Source organism: Mesorhizobium neociceri (genome assembly GCF_013520985.1).
Taxonomy (GTDB): Bacteria; Pseudomonadota; Alphaproteobacteria; order Rhizobiales; family Rhizobiaceae; genus Mesorhizobium; species Mesorhizobium neociceri.
The window spans coordinates 37,406-55,915 of the sequence record NZ_JACDTY010000001.1; the positions used below are offsets into that span (position 1 = coordinate 37,406).

An 18,510-nucleotide genomic window follows, 5' to 3' on the forward strand; every position below is an offset into this window, starting at 1 on the left:
CGACGGACAGGTAGGAGGATGCATTGATGGAGCTTCGCGCGGACGATCACGGGCCGACGGAACACTTGCCCCGCAGCGAGGCTGCGGGAGCTCGGATTCCAGTCGATCTCGAATTTGGCTCCCTGGCAAGCAGTCTCGCGCTGCTCCTTGAAGCAGCCCAAAGCGAGATCGAGCATGATCAGGACGCGGCAAGGACATCGCTGGCAGCCGCGTCATCCATTCTCCAGCTGGAAATCGAGCGTCGTTCAGGCGTCAACAATTCCAGAACGGGTGGATTGGCGGGTTGGCAGATCGCCCGGGTCCGTTCCTTCATCGACCGGAACCTGCATCGAACGATCCATGCGAGTGATCTCAGCGAAGTTGCGCGGCGGAGCACGGCGCACTTCTCACGCTCGTTCAAGCAAGCATTCGGCGAGCCGCCGCATGCTTTCATCGTGAGGCGGCGGCTCGAGGAAGCCTGTCACCTGATGCTGACGAGCGCAGCTTCGCTGAGCGAGATCGCGCTGACCGTCGGCTTTTCAGACCAGGCACATTTGTCCAAGCTTTTCAGGCATGCGTTTGGCGAAAGTCCGGCCAACTGGCGCCGCGAGCGCGAGACCCTGTGGCGCCGCTGACTCGTTTCGAAGCACCGCTTGTGCAGCCCAGGTCGTTCCGGCAAGCTGAGCGCCATGCGCAACTCGTGCGCGTAGCGGGGCTCGGGATATGATCGCGATCGAGCCGAGAGCTTGAAGAAAGGACACGATGTGGCTGCAACGATGACCCCGACTGAGGCATCCGACCGTCTCGCCATCCGAGAGTTGATCGATGCGTACGCGATTGCGCCGATCGGCGCGATGCCGAGGGCCAGATTGCGCTCTTCACCGACGACACCGAGTTCCGTGTATTCATGGACAGCCGGTCTGCGGAGCCAACCTACGTTCTGCACGGACGCGAAGCGCTCGCCCCGGTGTTCGCCGATTTGAACCAGTACCAGGCGACCACGCATTTCAATGGCCAGAGTACCGTTCGCCTGAACGGCGACCGCGCGACCGCCGAGAGCTATTGCATCGCCCATCACCTGACCGTGAATGGCGATCAGCGGACGCTGATGCTGGCCTCGATCCGATACCTCGACCAGCTCGTGAAGCAGGGCGGCGTCTGGCTCTTCGCCGAACGCAGCCTGATGGTCGACTGGAGCGATACTCGGGCCTCATCGCCGTAGGCGGAAATTGGTGAGGGTCTCTTCGCCGAGCCATCGCAGCAATCGGAGACAAGTCCTCGCAGTCCCAACCAAGATCAACCATCCGCGAAGCCACATGTTGAGGCTCAAAAGGGTCTTACAGGTGTCAGGCGGCATGAGCAGGCAGGTAGCAGACATTATCGTTGAAACGCTGCAGAGCGCGGGCGTTGAACATTGTTACGGGGTCGTCGGCGACACGCTCAATCTGATCGCGCGTTCGCTCGAGCGAAGCAAGATCGAGTGGGTGTCGGTGAGGCACGAGGAGGCAGGCGCTTTCGCCGCCCAGGCCGAAGCACAACTGACGGGTCATTTGACGGCTGTCGCAGGAAGTTGCGGCCCTGGCAGCCTGCATTTCATCAACGGGATTTTTGAAGCGAACCGAAACCGAGCGCCCGTCATTCTCATTGCGAGCCAGATCATCCGCGATGAGCTGGGTTTCGATTTCATCCAGGAGGTCGATTTCAAGCAGATCTATCAGAGCTGCAGTGTCTTCTGCGACATGATCCATACGCCGGAGCAGGCGCGGCGCAAAACCGTCATCGCCTGCCAGACCGCCTTGTCGAAGCGGGGTGTTGCTGTTCTCATCGTGCCGGCTGATGTTTCCGCATCAACGGTGGCCGACGACATTCCCTACGCAGTTCACGTTTCACAGCCCATTGTTCGTCCCAGTGAAAGCGATCTCGATGAGATCGCAGGGATACTCAACAGCAGCGGCAACCTAGCCATCTATGGCGGAGCCGGCTGCCAGGGCGCGCATCAGGAAATCCTGGCCGTTGCCGAGAGGCTGAAGGCCCCGATCGCTCATACCTCGCGTGGCAAAGACTTCCTCGAGTTCGACAATCCCTACAACATCGGCATGACCGGCATGCTCGGCAACGAGGCCGCCTATCACGCTTTGCTCGATTGCGACACGCTGCTGCTTCTGGGAGCAGATTTTGCCTGGCGGCAGTTCTACCCCGACAGGGCCAGGATTGTTCAGGTCGACATCGACCCGACACATATCGGGCGACGGCATCCGGTCACAAAGGGCGTTGTCGGCGACGTCAAGGCAACCCTGGAAGCATTGCTGCCGAAATTGGTCGAGCGCACCGACGCCTCCTTCCGCGATCAATATTTGCGCCGCTACGCCAAAGCCAGGCAATCGGAAAAGACGAAGGCCGTGGCTGGTCGTGACGGCTGCATTCCCGGAACCTATTTGACCGAAGCGATCAACCGCCACGCAGCGAAGGACGCGGTTTTTTCGGCGGACGACGGCACACCGGCCGCCTGGCTTGTTCGTTACATCGAAACCAATGGTCAGCGCCGCACGTTTGCCAGTCTCCTGCACGGAACAATGGCTGGCGGCATGCCGTCGGCCATCGGGCTGCAGAAGTCGCAGCCGGGCCGCCAGGTCATCTGTCTGGCCGGCGACGGTGGCCTCTCGATGCTTTTCGGCGACCTGATGACCGTGGTCCAGGAGCAACTGCCGATCAAGATTGCGGTGTATGACAATGGCAAGCTCGGCTTCGTGGAAATCGAGCAGAAGGCCGAGGGCATGCTCGATACGTTCACGCGGCTGAAAAACCCGAACTTTGGCGACGTTGCACGAGCGCTCGGTCTTTGGGGCCAAACGGTCTCCAAGGCGGACGACCTCGAGGCAGGCGTCAAAGGCTGGCTTGCGCAACCGGGGCCAGCACTGCTGCACGTGCATGTCAGTCCATTGCAGTTGGTCATGCCGCCATTCATGGCCGCGGCACCAGCAGTCGGCATGGCACTCTATTCAGCGCGCGCTGTTTTGCACGGTCGCGGAGGGGATGTCTGGGAAATGGTGAGAGAAAACTTCCTGTAACCAGCGCCGGTTTGTTTCTCGACACAAGACGGTTCCGCAGCTGTTACGCAGCCCGGCGGCTCGCGGAACCGCGCTTAAAGCTCAGCGTTTCCTTCGCCACCCAAATCGTCACCGCACTGAAAGCTCTTTCCCGAGACGACCGAAGTGAAGCGCCTGTCTCGCTGATGAGCGCTTCTATGAGCATGATCGGCCCCGGCTGAGCAGCACCGTACAAGCATAATTGTTTTGGCACATGCAAGTTTGAGGAATGGACGCTGATCATGAGGAGATCTGACATGCGGCTGCGGCTGCTGCCTACCACTTTGATCGGCCTGCTAATCCTTGCAGGCTGTTCGGAGGGCGTTCTCAGTCCTCAAGGACCTGTCGCCTCCGCCGAGCGTCAGATTCTGTTCAACTCGTTGGGCATCATGCTGGCAATCGTGATCCCCACGATCCTCGCCACGCTGGGCGTCGCCTTCTGGTTTCGTTCGTCGAATGGGCGCGCGCGCTACAGGCCCGATTTCGAGTATTCAGGCCGTCTTGAGCTGCTCGTCTGGTCGATCCCCGCCATGACGGTGCTGCTGGTTGGTGGCGTTGCCTGGGTCGGAGCGCATGACCTCGACCCGCGCAAGCCAATTGCCTCCGCGACCGACCCTGTCAGGGTCCAGGTGGTCTCGCTCGACTGGAAATGGCTGTTCATCTACCCCGACCAAGGCATCGCAAGCGTCAATCGATTGACCATCCCCGTTGGCACTCCAGTGAGCTTCGAATTGACGTCCTCAGGCGTGATGAACAGCTTCTTCGTGCCGCAGCTCGGCAGCCAGATCTACACCATGGCCGGAATGGTGACACGGCTTCATCTGCAGGCCGATCACGCTGGAAGATACCGTGGGTTGTCGGCCCAGTATAGCGGCGAAGGATTCGCAGACATGCAGTTCGCTGTCGACGCTGTACCCGCCGCGGCCTTCTCGCAGTGGGTGAGCGCGACGCACGATGCCGGCCCGATGCTCGATGCTCATGCCTATGCCGACCTTGCCAAGCCAAGCGAGGCGATAGCGCCGTTCACCTATGGAGACGTCGCTCCCGGACTGTTCAGCCACGTGCAGAGCACTGCGGTACAGCCGAACGATCCCGCGCGGCTCACGGACCTGGCGTCAAAGAGGACAGACAAATGAATCTGCTCGGCAAACTCGACTGGAGCGCCATCCCCTTCGACCAACCGATCATCATGGGGGCGGGCGCCTTCATGGTCCTGGCCATCGTCGGCATCCTGTCGTGGGTCACGCTGAAAGGCTATGTGCCGTATCTGTGGCGCGAATGGATCACATCCGTCGACCACAAGCGGATCGGCGTCATGTACTTCCTGCTGGCGCTGGTCATGCTGCTGCGCGGATTTTCCGATGCCATCATGATGCGGGCGCAACAGGCCGTCGCCGCCGGCGGCGCCCAGGGGTACCTGCCGCCGGAGCATTTCGATCAGGTCTTCTCGGCGCACGGCACCATCATGATCTTCTTCGTGGCGATGCCCTTCGTCATCGGCCTGATGAACTTCGTCCTGCCGCTGCAACTTGGCGTGCGCGATGTCGCCTTCCCGACGCTGAACTCGGTAAGTTTCTGGCTGACGGCCTCAGGCGTGCTGCTGATCAACATCTCCCTGGTCGTTGGCGAGTTCGCCAAAACGGGATGGATCGCTTATCCGCCGCTCAGCGAGCTGCAATTCTCCCCAGGTGTGGGCGTCGACTATTACCTGTGGTCGCTGCAGATCTCCGGCGTCGGTACGCTGCTGACGGGAATCAATTTCGTCACCACGATCCTGAAATTGCGGGCACCGGGAATGGGCTACATGCGCATGCCCGTCTTCTGCTGGACTTCGCTTGCCGCCAATTTGCTCATCGTCGCGGCCTTTCCGGTCCTGACCGCCACCCTGGGGATGCTGCTGCTCGACCGCTATCTCGGCTTCCATTTCTTCACGGTCGACGGACAGGGCAACGCGATGATGTACGTCAACCTGTTCTGGGTCTGGGGTCATCCAGAAGTCTACATCCTGATCCTTCCGCCATTCGGCATCTTTTCAGAGGTCGTCGCTACCTTTTCAGGTAAGCCGCTTTTCGGCTACCGCTCCATGGTGGCCGCGACGATGGCGATCTGCGTCCTCTCTTTCCTCGTCTGGCTGCACCACTTCTTCACCATGGGTGCGAGTGCCGACGTCAACGGCTTCTTCGGCGTCATGACCATGATCATCGCCGTGCCGACGGGCGTGAAGGTGTTCAACTGGCTGTTCACCATGTATGGCGGGCGCGTCCGCTTCGAAGTGCCGATCCTGTGGTCGATCGGATTTATGGTGACATTCGTCATTGGCGGCATGAGCGGCGTGCTGATGGCCGTGCCGCCAGCCGATTTCCAGCTGCACAACAGCCTGTTCCTGGTCGCGCATTTCCACAACGTCATCATCGGCGGCGTCATATTCGGCGTTATGGCCGGCTACAACTACTGGTTCCCCAAGGCGTTCGGCTTCAAGCTCGACGAGCGCTGGGGCAGGGCATCGTTCTGGTGCTGGCTGATCGGCTTCTACGTCGCCTTCATGCCACTCTATGTGCTCGGCCTTATGGGCATGACCCGGCGCATGCAGCACTACGATAATGTCGCGTGGCAGCCATGGCTGGTGGTGGCGGCGATCGGCACCGCGATCATTCTGGTCGGCATCGTTTGCCAGATCGTTCAGCTGGTTGTTTCGATCCGCGACCGCGACCGGCTTCGCGTGACCGGAGATCCGTGGAACGGCCGCACGCTGGAATGGTCCACGGCGTCACCCCCGCCGGCGTGGAACTTTGCCGTCCTGCCGCAAGTGGCCGAGCGCGACAGCTTCTGGGTCGCCAAGCACCGCGCCGGCGCACGGCAAGCTCAACCGGAGCCTGCGCGCCAGTACGAGCCGATCGAAGTGCCGAAGAACAGCCCGGTCGGGGTCGTCAATGCCTTCTTTGCCGTCGTCATTGGTTTCGCCTTGATCTGGCACATCTGGTGGATGGCCGGGCTCGGCCTGATCGGCACGTTTTTGGCGATCCTTGTCTTCGCCTTCCGCGACGGGGACGAAACCGAGGTGCCGGCAGAGCAAGTCGCGGAGTTCGATCGGCTTCACGAGGCGAGGGTCGCGATATGAACATCACTGTTGCTGTTGAGTCTGGCGAAGCGCTGCCCAGCGCGAGCGAGGCCGGTCCGGCGCCGAAGCGGATTGTCGTTGCCTACGGCTTCTGGATCTTCCTGCTAAGCGACATCGTGATGTTCTCCGCGCTGTTTGCTGCCTACGCGGTGCTCCAGCATGCCAGTGCGGGAGGCCCAACCGGTGCCCAGCTGTTCAATCAGTCCAGGGTCGCCATCGAAACCGCGTGCCTTCTCGCCTCGAGCTACACATGCGGACTGATGAGCCTGGCGGTCAATTCGAGGCGCCGTTTCGCCACATATCTGGGCGCCTTGCTCACATTCGTGCTCGGTGTCGCGTTTCTCTCCCTTGAGATACGCGAGTTCGCCGACATGATCGCGCAGGGCGCCGGCCCGCAACGCAGCGCCTTCCTCTCGGCTTTCTTCGCCCTTGTCGGCTGCCACGGGCTGCACGTGACCGCCGGTCTGGTCTGGCTGGTGGTGATGATGGGGCAGGTGGCGTCGAAGGGGTTTCGGCCTGCCGTCCAGCGCCGGCTGCAGTGCTTTTCGCTGTTCTGGCACGCGCTCGACATCGTCTGGGTCGGGCTGTTCACGGTCGTCTATCTGATGGGAGTGACTCAATGACTGAAGCACGCTTCGATCGCGCCCCTGGCGACCAGTCGATTGCGACCAAGCAGCAAGCGGCGTCCTCCGGGATCCTCGTCTACAGCATCGGCCTGCTGCTCGCGGCGATCCTCACCGCGATCTCGTTCTGGGTCGCCAACACCACCCTGCTTTGGGGACCGGGCGTCGCGCTTGGCCTTGCGGTGCTCGCCATCGCCCAGATGGGAGTCCACCTGGTGTTCTTCCTGCACATCACCACCGGCCCGGACAATACCAACAACGTGCTGGCGCTCGCTTTTGGCGTGCTCATTGTCCTCTTGGTGGTGGCCGGCTCTCTGGTGATCATGGCCAACCTGAACGGCAGCATGATGCCTGCCGACATGATGGATATGCAAATGCATTATTGATCCGCTTGCCGAGCCAGCGAGGCGGTTCTGCTCAGTCGTGAATGCCTTGCTTAAGAGCCGTAGTCCTCGATCAGTGCTTCAAAGGGATAGCGAGTTCCGGCCCGCCATCCGGCCTTGTTCCGCGACCGGTTGGCCCTTGCTTGCGCAACGCCTCATATGACGGCAATAATTTGGTTGCGGGACGGAGTAACATAGCTGACGACGGGTTTGGGGGGTAAGCGTCATGGAAATGCTGATGCCGCTGTTCGTGGTCGGGGCGATGTTCTTGATCGTTGGCAGCCTGATCTACAGCGGGGCAAAAGGCATTGCCGGGCTGTTTTCCGGTTCGTCTTCAAAAGAAAAAGACAAGCCACAGCCAAGCCGTGCGCGAACCTCCGAAGCGGCCCACGCTATATCGCCCAAGCCTAACTCTGCGGCTGAAAAGCTGATCGCCGAAATGCAGCAGCAGGCCAAAAACAGTGACGACCAGCGCAAGGCGGCGTTCAAAGCGCATGTCGAGCGCAAGATCCCGCCGATTTCCGTCGATGGCCGTGAAGCGATCGAACGTGGGCAAGCCGCGCGCATTGCGATCAAGCACGTCTTTCCGCCGCGTCTTCCCCAACGAAGCATGAGCTATTTTGGCGGGCTGCCGATTGTCCCCGATGAATTCGACTGGCCGACGGTTCACAATCGGAAAGGGTTGCTCGAGCGCCTCAATTTCATGGCGCAAATTGACTGTTCGGATCTGCCGCCGGGACCTGGACGAGATCTGATGCCCGAAAAGGGCTATCTCTATTTCTTCGCGCCGATGTCCGACACGTTTGGAGCGGACGCGTTGCACTTCGTGACGCGCTATGAACCACGTCAGGTGACACAGAAGTGGGCGCCGCTTGACATGCCCTTCACCGCCAAGATTCAGGGATCGGATCCGACGGACGAAATCTTGCGGGGCAAGCGAACTCACTATGATCGGGTCGAGGTCGAGTTTGCCTGGATCGAGGAGCCGACCGACGCCGAAGTCGCGGCGCGCGCGGATGAAGGTCATGCTTTCGAGGTCGCGGACAAAATTCGGACCGAAAGGGTCGAGGCATTCTACGGTCCGCCGGTCGTCCCTGATCCGCTGCTTTCCGCTCATCATGCGCCGAAAGGCACGCTTTGGACGCCGTATCCGGGATTTCCGGCCAATTGGCATTCCGCGCGGATCGTTCGGAAGCTTGTGGAGGCATATCACCGCGAAGAGACGGCCGATGTCACGGCACAACTGAAAGCGCTCGGCGATGTTGCCGAAGATGATCCGGAGGCCAAGCGGCTGCGGATGGTGCAGCGCGAACTGTCGGCGTTCGGTTCGAAGATGTTCAACGCATTCTTCCCGACGGTCAATGCCGGACTGAAGGACTATGACGCACCGCCTCCAGAGGTGAAGCAGCATATCCTTGCCTTTCTGGAAGACTTGCGCGTCAACGGCATGCCGTCATCATCGGTGCGGCGGCCGCGTCATCGGCAGCTTCCGCACGTGATGAATGATTGGCTTTCAGTCGCGGCCATCCAGGGCGCCGAGGGGGGACTGACAGATCCGGCCGGTGCGGCGCTCATCGGCCCTGACGTCGTTGCCGCCCTGTCTCACCGCCATGTGTCCCGTACCCATCAAATGCTTGGCAAGGGTGAAGTCGTCCAGGTCGCGGCCGACGAGATGAAGGACCGCTACCTGCTGTTGCTCCAACTTGGGCCGGACAAGGCGCTCAACTGGACCGTCGGGGAGATGGGGCCGCTTCAATATTGGATTACGCCAGAGGACCTTGCGGCCAAGCGATTCCAGAACGCAATTCTGACAATCGAAGCCTACTGACTGATGATGGTCAGCGACCCTCTGGGGGCTTTGCCACCCCTTCGCGCCGTCCTCGCCGGCTGTCCGGAATAGCGGTCACCCTAGGACATCGGGCCTGGAGATTTAACGTCCGCTATTGTTCTTCCCCACCACAAGCGGACCTACTGCTCCCGGACAACTACGGTCATTCTGGAACAGGCTCAGAGGGGCCGCGTATGTTCGCATAGGGTCATCGGGGTTATCTGAAGTCGACCGTATGTCGTCCCGGAACTATGCGGAACGATGCGGGAAGATTTCTGATTTTGGCCCACGAAAACCGCAATGAAATCAACGTTCCCAATATGTCCTCGGGCCTACCGAGTCTCAGTTACGGACGCGAGGACGTTTGACATAGCGCGGCGGAAAGAAGCAGGATAGCTGATAGAGTCGACATCGCATAATGATGTCACTATATAGCGGCGGCTTCGACCTCGTACCTGTGGTTGTGTGCAACGAAGCAGCAGAAAATGTGTTACGCGTTGTGATACCTATTGTGATACAAACCGGCTATCGACACCAGGAAAAAGATAGTAAAAACAATAGCGTAGAACCGAAGCCGATCCCAGCCAACGGTACCACTCTATCAAACAATCAGAACGTGCTCCTTGAACCCTTCCCTTCCTTCGGCTCTTCGGACCTCGGACAAGATCAACTTGCCGGGCGAAGCCGACTCGGTTCGAATGGCAGCATGCATCCTTTACCGGGTGCGGACGTTTACGATTACCAACCGGCATAGCCGCCAGGGAAAAGCAGTATGAGTGAACATGCGATCGAGTTCTTGCGCGGGTGGATCGGTGAAAAGGTCCACTGCCAGCACTCGCCGGTGAAGATCGAGAAGCAGGCCGAGACCCTCGCCAAGGAATGCGCCGCCAAGGCGGCCGAGGTCGGCATCCCGCTGGAGGATATCCAGGAAGAGGTCGGCGACATCCAGGAACTGATCGCCTCGCGGCTCGAAGAGGCGGCCGAGGCCGACCAGAGCAACGAGAATTCGGGCAAGACTTCCGAATAATGGTCCAGCCCGGCCGCCAGAGCCGGGCGCTGCCCCTTTTGTTTTTACGCAATTCCCAAGGGAAGCGCTGCGCGCTTTTCCCGGGAAAACCGCTTTACACTTTTCCTGGAATTGCTCTACCCAAACCGATCTTTCAGCCAGGCCTTCGGCAGCGCCGGCGCGAAATTGCCGTCGCGCCCGCTCATGTCCTCATTGGCGACCATCGCATTGAGGATCGCCTCTTCCACACTTTGCACCACCGCATCGAAGAACGGATCGATATCGACGTCCGGAATGAAGGCGGCGTTTGCCGTCTGTCCTGACGGCGCAAGTGCTGCTTGCGGATTGGCGGTCGAGAAGGCGAGAAAAATGTCGCCCGAACTGTGGTAGCCGAAGCCGCCGGTCATGGCGATGCCAAGCGGCACACGCCGCGCCAGCCGTTTCATCTGATGTGGCAGGAAGGGCGCGTCGGTGGCGACGATGGCGATGATCGAGCCCTTTTCGGTATGGGGGGTGCCTTCGCGGATCGCCGGCTCCACCAGATCGGATCCGACGCGCGCGCCGCGCAGGGTGAAATTGCGCCGCTTGCCGAAATTCGCCTGCACGAACACGCCGACCGTATGGCTGATGCCCTGCCATTCGACGATGCGCGACGCCGTGCCGGAGCCGGCCTTGAAGCCGAAGGCGATCATGCCGGTGCCGCCGCCGACGCTGCCTTCCTCGATGGCTCCGCCGGTGGCACCGTCGAGCGCGGCTTCGACATGCTCGAAGCCGACATGATGACCGTTAATGTCGTTGAGGAAGCCGTCATAGGTTTCCGCCGCCACCGGCAGCCCCCAGCCGCTGTCGAGCGCGGCCGGCAGCACGCGTTGCATCCAGCGCAGCGTGCCGTCGCGGGTGACGCCGCAGGAATGCGTGTTGGTGATGGTGACCGGCAGGTTGAAGGCGCCGACCTCCTCGATGATGTGCGAGCCCGTCAGCTCGCCATTGCCGTTCTGGCTGAACACGCCGGCAAACACCGGCGTGGCGAGCTCAGCCAACGGTCGCGGCAGGATGGCGGTGACGCCGGTGCGTACCGGCCCCGTGCTGACTTTGAGCGGACCATCGCCTGAGATCAGCGTCGCGTATCCGATGCTCACGCCGGGCACATCGGTGATGGCATTGAAGCGGCCCGGCGTGCCGTCGAAGGCAACGCCGAAAGCACGGGCGCGCGGCTTGCCGGCCGGCGTTTCAAGATGCGGGTCGTGTCCGGTCATGCCGTCCTCCAGAGCAATTCCAGGAAAAGTGTGAGCGATTTTCCCGGGAAAAGCTCTTAGCGCTTTCCCTTGGGAATTGCGTCAAAACAAAGAGATAGAGCGGTTCCTCGTTTCCGCGAAACGATGAAACGCCCTAGAAAAGCGAGCCCTGATTGCCCGGTTCTTTTGGTTTGCTGGCGGCTGGCTTGGCAGTCGCCGGCTTGCTGGCTGGGGGCGTTGCCGTTTGTTTGGCGACTGCCTCCGGCTGCCCTATACCACCGGTCGCAATGGCGTCAGTGGTGCCATCGGCAAACTCGATTTGCAGGGCCGCTCCTGGCGCTACATCCGCCGCCAGCTTTATCACTGCGCCTTCGGCGTCCTTCACCAGCGCGAAGCCGCGCGCCAGCACCGCTCTGTGCGACAGCGTCGCCAGCAAGCGGTCGGCCTGGGTCAGTTGTCCGCGCAGCCGATCCAGCCGTCGCGACACCGCCTGATCCTGGCGGCGCGTCAGGGCGGCCAGTGCATCCGCCTGCAATTTCTGCCGCCTGACAATCGGCGCCGGCGACAACCGCCTTGCGGTGCGCGAAAACCGGGTGCGCCGCTCGCGCACGATGCCGAAAAATGCCGCCTGCGCGCGCGCCAGGTCGCGGCCGGTCAGCGTACGGGCCTCGTTGATGCGTCGCGACAGCGTGGCCGGCGTCAGCCGCTGGCCCTGCAGCTTGGTCCGCTTGCGCTCGATGCTGACCGACAGCGCCCGGCCGAGCCGGCTGGTTGCCTCGTCCAGGCGTCGGCGCGGCAACGCCAGCAACTGGTCGGGCGAGGGGAGCGCGCGGGCGGCCGCACGGGAGGCCTGCCGCTTGCGTTCGAAATTGCGCAGGACCGCCGCCTTGAGCCGTGCGCCGAGACTGGCAAGTGTTGCCTCGAGGTCCGCTTTCACCGGCACGGCGATCTCCGCGGCACCCGTCGGCGTCGGCGCTCGCATGTCGGCGACGAGATCAATCAAGGTCCAGTCGGTCTCATGGCCGACGGCCGAAATGACCGGAATACGCGAGGCGGCGACGGCGCGCGCCAGGCCTTCATCGTTGAACCCCCAGAGATCCTCCAGGCTGCCGCCGCCGCGCGCCACGATCAGAAGATCGGGCTGCGCAATCGCGCTATCCCAAGCCAGCGCGTTGAAGCCGTTGACGGCGGCCGTCACTTCCGCGCCTGCCGTCTCGCCCTGGACTCGCACCGGCCAGACCAGCACATGCAGCGGAAAGCGGTCCTTGATGCGATGGATGATGTCGCGGATCACCGATCCGGTCGGCGAGGTGACGACGCCGATGGTGCGCGGCATGAAGGGCAGTCGCTGCTTGCGGCCGGCGTCGAACAACCCCTCGGCCTGCAGCCGCCGCTTGCGCTCTTCCAAGAGCGCCATCAGCGCCCCGGCCCCAGCCGGCTCGAGATTGTCGATGACGATCTGGTAGTTGGATTTGCCGGGATAGGTGGTGAGCTTGCCGGTGGCGATCACCTCCATCCCCTCTTCGGGGCGGAATTTCAGCCGGCTCATCGTGCCTTTCCAGACCACGGCGTCGAGCCGCGCCCGGTCATCCTTGAGCGTGAAATAGGCATGGCCGGAAGAATGCGGCCCGCGATAGCCGGAGATTTCGCCGCGCACCCGCACATGGCCGAAGACATCCTCGACCGTGCGCTTCAGCGCGCCGGAAATCTCGCTCACCGTGTATTCGGTGGCGTTGGTGCGTGATTCGGATTCTGCGTCACTCATCGGCCGATTGAGCGGCTGTTGTCGCCCCGCGTCAAGATTCCATAACTTGATCTTAAGCCCGGCTTGATTGACTTTGCCGCAGGAGGACGCATGAGCGCCCGCGCACCGGCACAATTGCTGGCGCTGCCCGGTGTGTCGTCGGCCAACGCAACGACAGAGGCGGTCGCGTCGGCCTGATCCCCCTACCAGCCCGGCAGGATCTGGTTCGGCTTGCTCCGCTTCATCTTGGCGAAGGCCAGTGCTGCAAAATCGAAGCTTCCCGTCTCTTCGCCGAGCGGCACGGAAATGTTGTCGAGGCTTTCCGAAATATGCCGCGCCAGCGCGTCGACGATCTCCGGCCGCGAGGTCTGGCCGCGCATGATGCCGATGCGGCAATCGGGCAGGGCGCCGAAACCGTCGGCTTCGCCCAGCACCCGCATGCCGGGCCTGAGCGCACATTCAGGCAGCACCGAAATCGCCAGGCCCGACAGCACCGCGGCGGTGATGACGGTCGCCGAGAAGCTGGTGAACAGGATGCGATAGTCGCGGTTTTGCCGGTCGAGCACATCGACGGCGGCACGCCGCCAGATGCAATTCGGTCGGCCGAAGGCCATCGGCAGCACTTCCTGTTCGTGCGTGGCATGGTTGGCCGAGGTGACCCACAGAAGCGGTTCGCGCCGTACCACTTCCGACTGGCCGCGCGTATCGTTGTGCGTCACCAGCGCCAGATCGAGGTTGCCGCGCTTGATATGCTCGACCAGCCCCGGCGTCGGCTCGCAGATGACGGTGAGCTCGACGCGTGGGTTGGAGCGCGTGAAGCGCGCCATGATCTCGGGCAGGAAGCGGTCGGCATAGTCGTCGGGCGTGCCGATGCGGATGGTGCCTTCGAGCCGCCGGTCGTCGAAGGCGGCCAGCGTCTCGCGGTTGAGATAGAGCAGGCGGCGCGCATAGGAGAGCAGCTTGTCGCCTTCCTCGGTCAGCCTGTTGGTGCGGCCGTCTTTTTCGAACAGCGGCTTGCCGATCCGCTCTTCGAGCCGGCGCATCTGCATCGACACCGCCGACTGGGTTCGAAGCACTTCCTCTGCGGCGCGGGTGAAGCTGCCGGTATCGGCAATTGAGATGAAGGTCTGCAACTGGTCGAGATCGAGTGGCGCTTTCATCGGGTCCAATCCATCACTAGCATTGATGCTAAAGATTAGAAACATTCGTTGGATTAATCAATCAGCGCGTGGCAAATTCTGATTGTCCACATGAATGCATGTGAATCGAGACCGGAACGGCGCCTCTCCCAGGCTCCGTTTGCCCGGCTTCGTCCGCTCGACTCCGAAGGAGACTGACATGACCACGATCGATTTCGCCACCGAGACCTCGCGCATCACCTCGCGTCCGGCCGTTGCGACGCGCGTGGCCAACGCTCTTCTCAACGCCTACCAGGCCTGGAAAAATCGCCGCGCCTTCTATCGCCTTGGCGAGATGTCGGATGCCGAACTCGCCGATATCGGCCTGACGCGCGCCGACCTCCATGTCGCCATCGATGTGCCGTTCGGCGCCGATCCGACCGTGAAGCTGCGTGCGATCGCGAGCGATCGAGCCGACACGATCGAAAATCTCGCCCGCCAGGTAGCGTGATATCGAGCGCACTGTTTCGGTTGCCGTGAACTTTTTCAGGCTCGCGGCAACCAAGGAGTATAGCAGGCTCCCCACTCCCTGCCGGTTCCCCGCCGGCCAGCCTGCGCACTGGCCCGGTCCTCCCAGGACCGGGCTTTTCTTTTCAGCTGGGTCGTCATCCTTGGGCGTAGCGACGCGAAGCGGAGCGAAGACCCAAGGATCCATGCCGTGAACACGGCCGAAGAATGCAGCGGTGCAGAATTCCGCGCCGTCGCAACGCCTTGAAGTCACGGCATGGATCCTGGGGTCTGCGCTGCGTCGCTTCGCTCCTTGCTCCGCCCCAGGATGACGAAGGTCAGCGCCAAACTACCGCCGGTCCATGTCCCGCTTGAACTGGTCGAAGATCGTTTCCACGCCCTTCTGATAGTCGTCGCGCTGCTGGGCGCCGGTCTCGAACATCTTGCCGAAAATATCGTCGAACGGGTTCCTTGGCCTGCCGCTTGGATTGGTCTGCGGCTGTGGCGCCTGGCGCTGCTGCGGCGCCTGACGCTGCTGGGGCTGCGGTGCCGGCTGTCCGCCAGGCAGACCGAAACCGCCGCCGCCACCTTGCCGCATCATCTCCTCGAAGATCTTGCCCAGCGGGTTGTCGCCATAGGGGCTCTGCGTCTGTTGCGGCTGCTGCGCCCGTCCCTGTGGCTGCTGTGCCGCGCCACCGCCGAACATATCCTGCAGCACCTTGCCCAGCGGATTGTCGCCATAGGGGTTGGGCGCTTGCTGCGGCTGGCTTTGCGGCTGTTGCGCGCCGCCGCCAAACATGTCCTGCAGCACCTTGCCGAGCGGGTTCTCGCCGTAAGGGTTGGGTGCCGGCTGCGGCGCCGGCTGCGCGCCGCCGCCAGCCTGTCGCATCATCTGTTCGATGATCTCGCCGAGCGGATTGCTGCCACCACCGAAGCCGCCGGCGGCCTGCATCTGGCCCCCCATCAACTGGTCTGTCGTCTGCTTGAACAGTCCGCCCATCACCATCGAGGCGATGGCAGGCAGCATCTGCTGCAGGACCTGCTGGCTGACGCCGGTCGCCTGCGCGGCCTGGCTTGCCACGGCGCGCGACAGCTCCTTCGAGCCGAACAGATGCCCCAGAATGCCATTGCCCTCATTGACGCCTTGCGGCGAGAAGGCCCTGGTCGCGTCCTCGAAATATTTGGCGTGCTGGCCGCTTGCCATTGCCGTCATGAAGGCGCCGAGCCCATAGGGGTCGGCGGTGTTGCGCTGCAGCCCTTGCGAGAAAGCGGGCAGCAATGCGGCGACCGCCGCCTGCGTCTGCTGCATCGAAAGCCCGTACTGCTGGGCAAGCGCCTGCATTCCGTTGCCGTTCTGCGCCTGCGCCAATATGTCGAACAAGGTAGGCATCGGTTTCTCCTCCGGGAAATCCTCGAGGGAGAGCCTAGTTCGTTTCGATGTTCGATTGAAGCGGCTTTTGCCGCTGCTCAAGGCGCGCAGTTAGTAAGCGTATTCCATGAACACCGGCTCGATCGACCCGCCCCAGCGCGTGTGATAGGCCGACAGCATTTCCTCGGCACTGGTGGTGCCGCGCGCGACCACTTCATCCAAAGTGTTGAGGAACGACGTCTCGTCATAGCCGTCGCGGTTTTTCTTGCCGCGGTTCTTCAGGCCCATGCGTGAAATGGCCATCACATCGCGGGCGATCTCGCGCAGCGTCGTGTTGCGGACGGGTGCGGAAATGCCCTGTTCCGGCACCGCGTTGCGCATCGCCAGCGTTTCTTCATAGGTCCAGCTCGAGGTGAGCGCCTCGGCGGCGTCGAGTGCTGCCTCGTCATAGAGCAGCCCGACCCAGAAGGCCGGCAGCGCGCAGATGCGCCGCCACGGTCCGCCATCGGCGCCGCGCATTTCAAGGAAGCGCTTCAGCCGTACGTCCGGAAACAGCGTCGACAGATGGTTCGCCCAGTCGCCCATCGTCGGCAGGCCATCCGGCACCTCATTGCGGGCAGCGCCGGCCATGAACTGTCGGAAGGTGATGTGCGTCATGTCGTAATAGTGGCCGTCGCGGATGACGAAATACATCGGCACGTCGAGCGCCCATTCGACATAGTCGGCAAAGCCGAACTCGGGCGAGAAGCAGAATTCGAGCAGGCCCGAACGCTGGTTGTCGGTGTCGCGCCAGATGTCGCCGCGCCAGCTCTGCAGCCCGTTCGGCCGGCTATCGGTGAAGGGCGAGTTGGCAAACAGCGCTGTCGACAGCGGCTGCAATTTCAGCGACACCTGCATCTTGCGCCGCATGTCGGCCTCGCTCTCGAAGTCGAGGTTCACCTGGATGGTGCAGGTGCGGTACATCATGTCGAGACCCTTGGTGCCGACCTTGGGCATGTAGCGGGTCATGATCTCGTAGCGCGACTTCGGCATTTTCGGCGTCTCGGCCAGCGACCATTTGGGGCTGCCGCCAAGGCCAAGGAAGCGGATGCCCATTGGCTCGGCGATCTCGCGCACCTGCGCCAGATGGGCATTGCCCTCACGGCAGGTCTGATGGATCGACTCCAGCGGCGCGCCCGACAGTTCGAACTGGCCGCCCGGCTCCAGCGAGATGGCGCCCTGTCCGGTCGGTTCGACCAGGCCGATGATGCGGCCATCATCGATGATCGGATCCCAGCCGAGCTTGTGCTGCATGCCTTCGAGAATGGCGCGGATGCCGCGCTCGCCGCCATAAGGCACCGGCGCGTTGCCGTCGACATAGAAGGGAAACTTCTCGTGCTCGGTGCCGATGCGCCACTTGTCGCGCGGCTTGTTGCCTTCGGCCAGATGCTCGACCAGTTCGTCGAAGTCTTCGATCGGTCGGAAATCGGTAGTATCGCGCGCCATTGGGGGCCCCCTATGCGGCTCTCGGAAGACCGCCGGCGCTAGATGGACGAAATGTCAGTAGACGATCAAGCGAAAAATCCTGAGCCACAGGTCAACAGGAATTGAACGGCGGCTGTGACGCCTCTTCCTTCTCCCCTTGTGGGAGAAGGTGGATCGGCGCGTTAGCGCCGAGACCGATGAGGGGTGTTCCAGCGGAGTGAGGCGTTGGCGTTCCCTGGAACACCCCTCATCCGTCGCCTTCGCCGACACCTTCTCCCACAAGGGAGAAGGGAAGAACCTTCACCAGTCTCCGATCGTTGCCTGCATCACAGCAAACGCAGCCACCGCCGCCGTATCGGCGCGCAGGATGCGTGGTCCGAGCGGAATGGAGGTGACGAAGGGCAGGGCGCGCAGCATCTTGCGCTCCTCCTCGGAAAAGCCGCCTTCCGGTCCGACCAGCAGCCCAAGCTTCTTTTCCTTGATCGCCCGCAGCGCCGGCAAAGGATTGTTGGTCGAGGCGTCCTCGTCGCAGAAGATCAGCCTCCGTTCCTTGTCCCAGCCGGAGAGCAGGCGCTCGAATTTTTCCGCTTCTCGCACGTCCGGCACCGCCAGTATGCCGCATTGCTCGGCCGCCTCCACGACATTGGCGCGCAGGCGGTCGATGGAGGGTTTTGCCACTTGCGTGTGCTGGGTGATCACCGGCTGCAGGATTCCGGCGCCCATCTCCACCGCCTTCTGTACGAGATAGTCGAGCCGCCCCTGCTTCAGCGGTGCGAAACAGTAGATCAGATCGGGCAGCGGCGGCTGCGGCCGCTGCAGGACCAGCGCTTTCAGCCGCACCGCCTTCTTCGACTTGGCGGCGATCGCCGCCGACCACTCGCCGTCGCGGCCGTTAAAGACCAGGATCTCGGCGCCTTCGCCAAGTCGCAGCACATGCATCAAATAATGGCTCTGCTGCTGGCCGGCATCGAATTCGATGTTGGCTGCGAGATCGTCCGGCACGAACAGCCGCTGCATCTTGTAGTTGGCGCGCATCGCCGAGGAATGGGC

16 protein-coding genes are annotated in these 18,510 nt (G+C 62.2%); 10 read left to right on the forward strand and 6 right to left on the reverse strand.

Annotated elements, in window-relative coordinates; genetic code table 11:
* Positions 1 to 26 precede the first annotated feature (26 nt).
* From H0241_RS00165 to H0241_RS00205, 9 genes are all read left to right on the forward strand, one after another.
* Complete coding sequence (locus H0241_RS00165; RefSeq protein WP_210284708.1) at positions 27 to 614, forward strand: helix-turn-helix domain-containing protein; 588 nt, start codon at positions 27 to 29, stop codon at positions 612 to 614.
* Between the two features lie 158 nt (positions 615 to 772).
* A complete protein-coding gene (locus H0241_RS00170; protein ID WP_328824606.1) occupies positions 773 to 1,201 on the forward strand; it encodes a nuclear transport factor 2 family protein in 429 nt (142 codons plus the stop codon).
* A 121-nt stretch (positions 1,202 to 1,322) separates the two neighbouring features.
* Positions 1,323 to 3,047 carry a thiamine pyrophosphate-dependent enzyme gene (locus tag H0241_RS00175; protein ID WP_328824578.1) on the forward strand — a complete coding sequence of 575 codons (1,725 nt, stop codon included), beginning with the start codon at positions 1,323 to 1,325 and terminating at the stop codon, positions 3,045 to 3,047.
* Between the two features lie 275 nt (positions 3,048 to 3,322).
* Positions 3,323 to 4,201, forward strand: a complete 879-nt coding sequence (gene cyoA / locus H0241_RS00180) for a ubiquinol oxidase subunit II (protein ID WP_181055428.1) — start codon at positions 3,323 to 3,325, stop codon at positions 4,199 to 4,201.
* Between the two features lie 2 nt (positions 4,202 to 4,203).
* A complete protein-coding gene (gene cyoB / locus H0241_RS00185) occupies positions 4,204 to 6,183 on the forward strand; it encodes a cytochrome o ubiquinol oxidase subunit I (protein WP_181056123.1) in 1,980 nt (659 codons plus the stop codon).
* Positions 6,180 to 6,806, forward strand: a complete 627-nt coding sequence (gene cyoC / locus H0241_RS00190) for a cytochrome o ubiquinol oxidase subunit III (protein WP_181055429.1) — start codon at positions 6,180 to 6,182, stop codon at positions 6,804 to 6,806. Before cyoB ends, cyoC begins: the two co-directional genes overlap by 4 nt.
* Positions 6,803 to 7,192 carry a cytochrome o ubiquinol oxidase subunit IV gene (cyoD, locus tag H0241_RS00195; RefSeq protein WP_181055430.1) on the forward strand — a complete coding sequence of 130 codons (390 nt, stop codon included), beginning with the start codon at positions 6,803 to 6,805 and terminating at the stop codon, positions 7,190 to 7,192. Before cyoC ends, cyoD begins: the two co-directional genes overlap by 4 nt.
* 223 nt (positions 7,193 to 7,415) lie before the next feature.
* Entirely contained in the window at positions 7,416 to 9,017 is a 1,602-nt protein-coding gene (locus tag H0241_RS00200; RefSeq protein WP_181055431.1) for a DUF1963 domain-containing protein, read from the forward strand.
* A gap of 772 nt (positions 9,018 to 9,789) precedes the next feature.
* Entirely contained in the window at positions 9,790 to 10,044 is a 255-nt protein-coding gene (locus H0241_RS00205; protein ID WP_181055432.1) for a DUF768 domain-containing protein, read from the forward strand.
* A 116-nt stretch (positions 10,045 to 10,160) separates the two neighbouring features.
* On the opposite strand, the gene H0241_RS00210 is transcribed toward H0241_RS00205, so the two are convergent.
* From H0241_RS00210 to H0241_RS00220, 3 genes are all read right to left on the reverse strand, one after another.
* Positions 10,161 to 11,279, reverse strand: a complete 1,119-nt coding sequence (locus H0241_RS00210; RefSeq protein ID WP_181055433.1) for a DmpA family aminopeptidase — start codon at positions 11,277 to 11,279, stop codon at positions 10,161 to 10,163.
* Positions 11,280 to 11,412: 133 nt separating this feature from the next.
* Positions 11,413 to 13,023: an exodeoxyribonuclease VII large subunit gene (gene xseA / locus H0241_RS00215; protein WP_181055434.1), complete on the reverse strand. Its 1,611-nt coding sequence runs from the start codon at positions 13,021 to 13,023 to the stop codon at positions 11,413 to 11,415.
* 182 nt (positions 13,024 to 13,205) lie between these two features.
* Positions 13,206 to 14,162 (reverse strand): LysR substrate-binding domain-containing protein, encoded by a 957-nt coding sequence (locus H0241_RS00220; protein WP_112561974.1) that lies wholly within the window; start codon positions 14,160 to 14,162, stop codon positions 13,206 to 13,208.
* Between the two features lie 178 nt (positions 14,163 to 14,340).
* Here H0241_RS00220 and H0241_RS00225 point away from each other — a divergent pair, with 178 nt between their 5' ends.
* The gene (locus H0241_RS00225) at positions 14,341 to 14,631 is read left to right on the forward strand and encodes a DUF1127 domain-containing protein (RefSeq protein ID WP_181055435.1); all 291 of its coding nucleotides are present in this window, start codon (positions 14,341 to 14,343) and stop codon (positions 14,629 to 14,631) included.
* 345 nt (positions 14,632 to 14,976) lie between these two features.
* Here the strand turns inward: H0241_RS00225 and H0241_RS00230 are convergent, their stop codons facing one another.
* The 3 genes from H0241_RS00230 to H0241_RS00240 form a co-directional block, all read right to left on the reverse strand.
* Complete coding sequence (locus H0241_RS00230; protein ID WP_181055436.1) at positions 14,977 to 16,017, reverse strand: DUF937 domain-containing protein; 1,041 nt, start codon at positions 16,015 to 16,017, stop codon at positions 14,977 to 14,979.
* Between the two features lie 90 nt (positions 16,018 to 16,107).
* Entirely contained in the window at positions 16,108 to 17,481 is a 1,374-nt protein-coding gene (locus H0241_RS00235; protein WP_181055437.1) for a glutamate--cysteine ligase, read from the reverse strand.
* Positions 17,482 to 17,760: 279 nt separating this feature from the next.
* Positions 17,761 to 18,495 carry a 16S rRNA (uracil(1498)-N(3))-methyltransferase gene (locus H0241_RS00240; protein WP_181055438.1) on the reverse strand — a complete coding sequence of 245 codons (735 nt, stop codon included), beginning with the start codon at positions 18,493 to 18,495 and terminating at the stop codon, positions 17,761 to 17,763.
* Positions 18,496 to 18,510: the final 15 nt, after the last annotated feature.

What these genes read in the sequence shown, in the direction of transcription:
- H0241_RS00165 (WP_210284708.1), top strand. Translation starts at nt 27, where the DNA reads ATGGAGCTTCGCGCGGACGATCACGGGCCGACGGAACACTTGCCCCGC.
- H0241_RS00220 (WP_112561974.1), bottom strand. Translation starts at nt 14,162, where the DNA reads ATGAAAGCGCCACTCGATCTCGACCAGTTGCAGACCTTCATCTCAATT.
- H0241_RS00205 (WP_181055432.1), top strand. Translation starts at nt 9,790, where the DNA reads ATGAGTGAACATGCGATCGAGTTCTTGCGCGGGTGGATCGGTGAAAAG.
- H0241_RS00200 (WP_181055431.1), top strand. Translation starts at nt 7,416, where the DNA reads ATGGAAATGCTGATGCCGCTGTTCGTGGTCGGGGCGATGTTCTTGATC.
- xseA (WP_181055434.1), bottom strand. Translation starts at nt 13,023, where the DNA reads ATGAGTGACGCAGAATCCGAATCACGCACCAACGCCACCGAATACACG.
- cyoC (WP_181055429.1), top strand. Translation starts at nt 6,180, where the DNA reads ATGAACATCACTGTTGCTGTTGAGTCTGGCGAAGCGCTGCCCAGCGCG.
- H0241_RS00210 (WP_181055433.1), bottom strand. Translation starts at nt 11,279, where the DNA reads ATGACCGGACACGACCCGCATCTTGAAACGCCGGCCGGCAAGCCGCGC.
- H0241_RS00230 (WP_181055436.1), bottom strand. Translation starts at nt 16,017, where the DNA reads ATGCCTACCTTGTTCGACATATTGGCGCAGGCGCAGAACGGCAACGGA.
- cyoD (WP_181055430.1), top strand. Translation starts at nt 6,803, where the DNA reads ATGACTGAAGCACGCTTCGATCGCGCCCCTGGCGACCAGTCGATTGCG.
- cyoA (WP_181055428.1), top strand. Translation starts at nt 3,323, where the DNA reads ATGCGGCTGCGGCTGCTGCCTACCACTTTGATCGGCCTGCTAATCCTT.
- H0241_RS00240 (WP_181055438.1), bottom strand. Translation starts at nt 18,495, where the DNA reads ATGCGCGCCAACTACAAGATGCAGCGGCTGTTCGTGCCGGACGATCTC.
- H0241_RS00235 (WP_181055437.1), bottom strand. Translation starts at nt 17,481, where the DNA reads ATGGCGCGCGATACTACCGATTTCCGACCGATCGAAGACTTCGACGAA.
- H0241_RS00225 (WP_181055435.1), top strand. Translation starts at nt 14,341, where the DNA reads ATGACCACGATCGATTTCGCCACCGAGACCTCGCGCATCACCTCGCGT.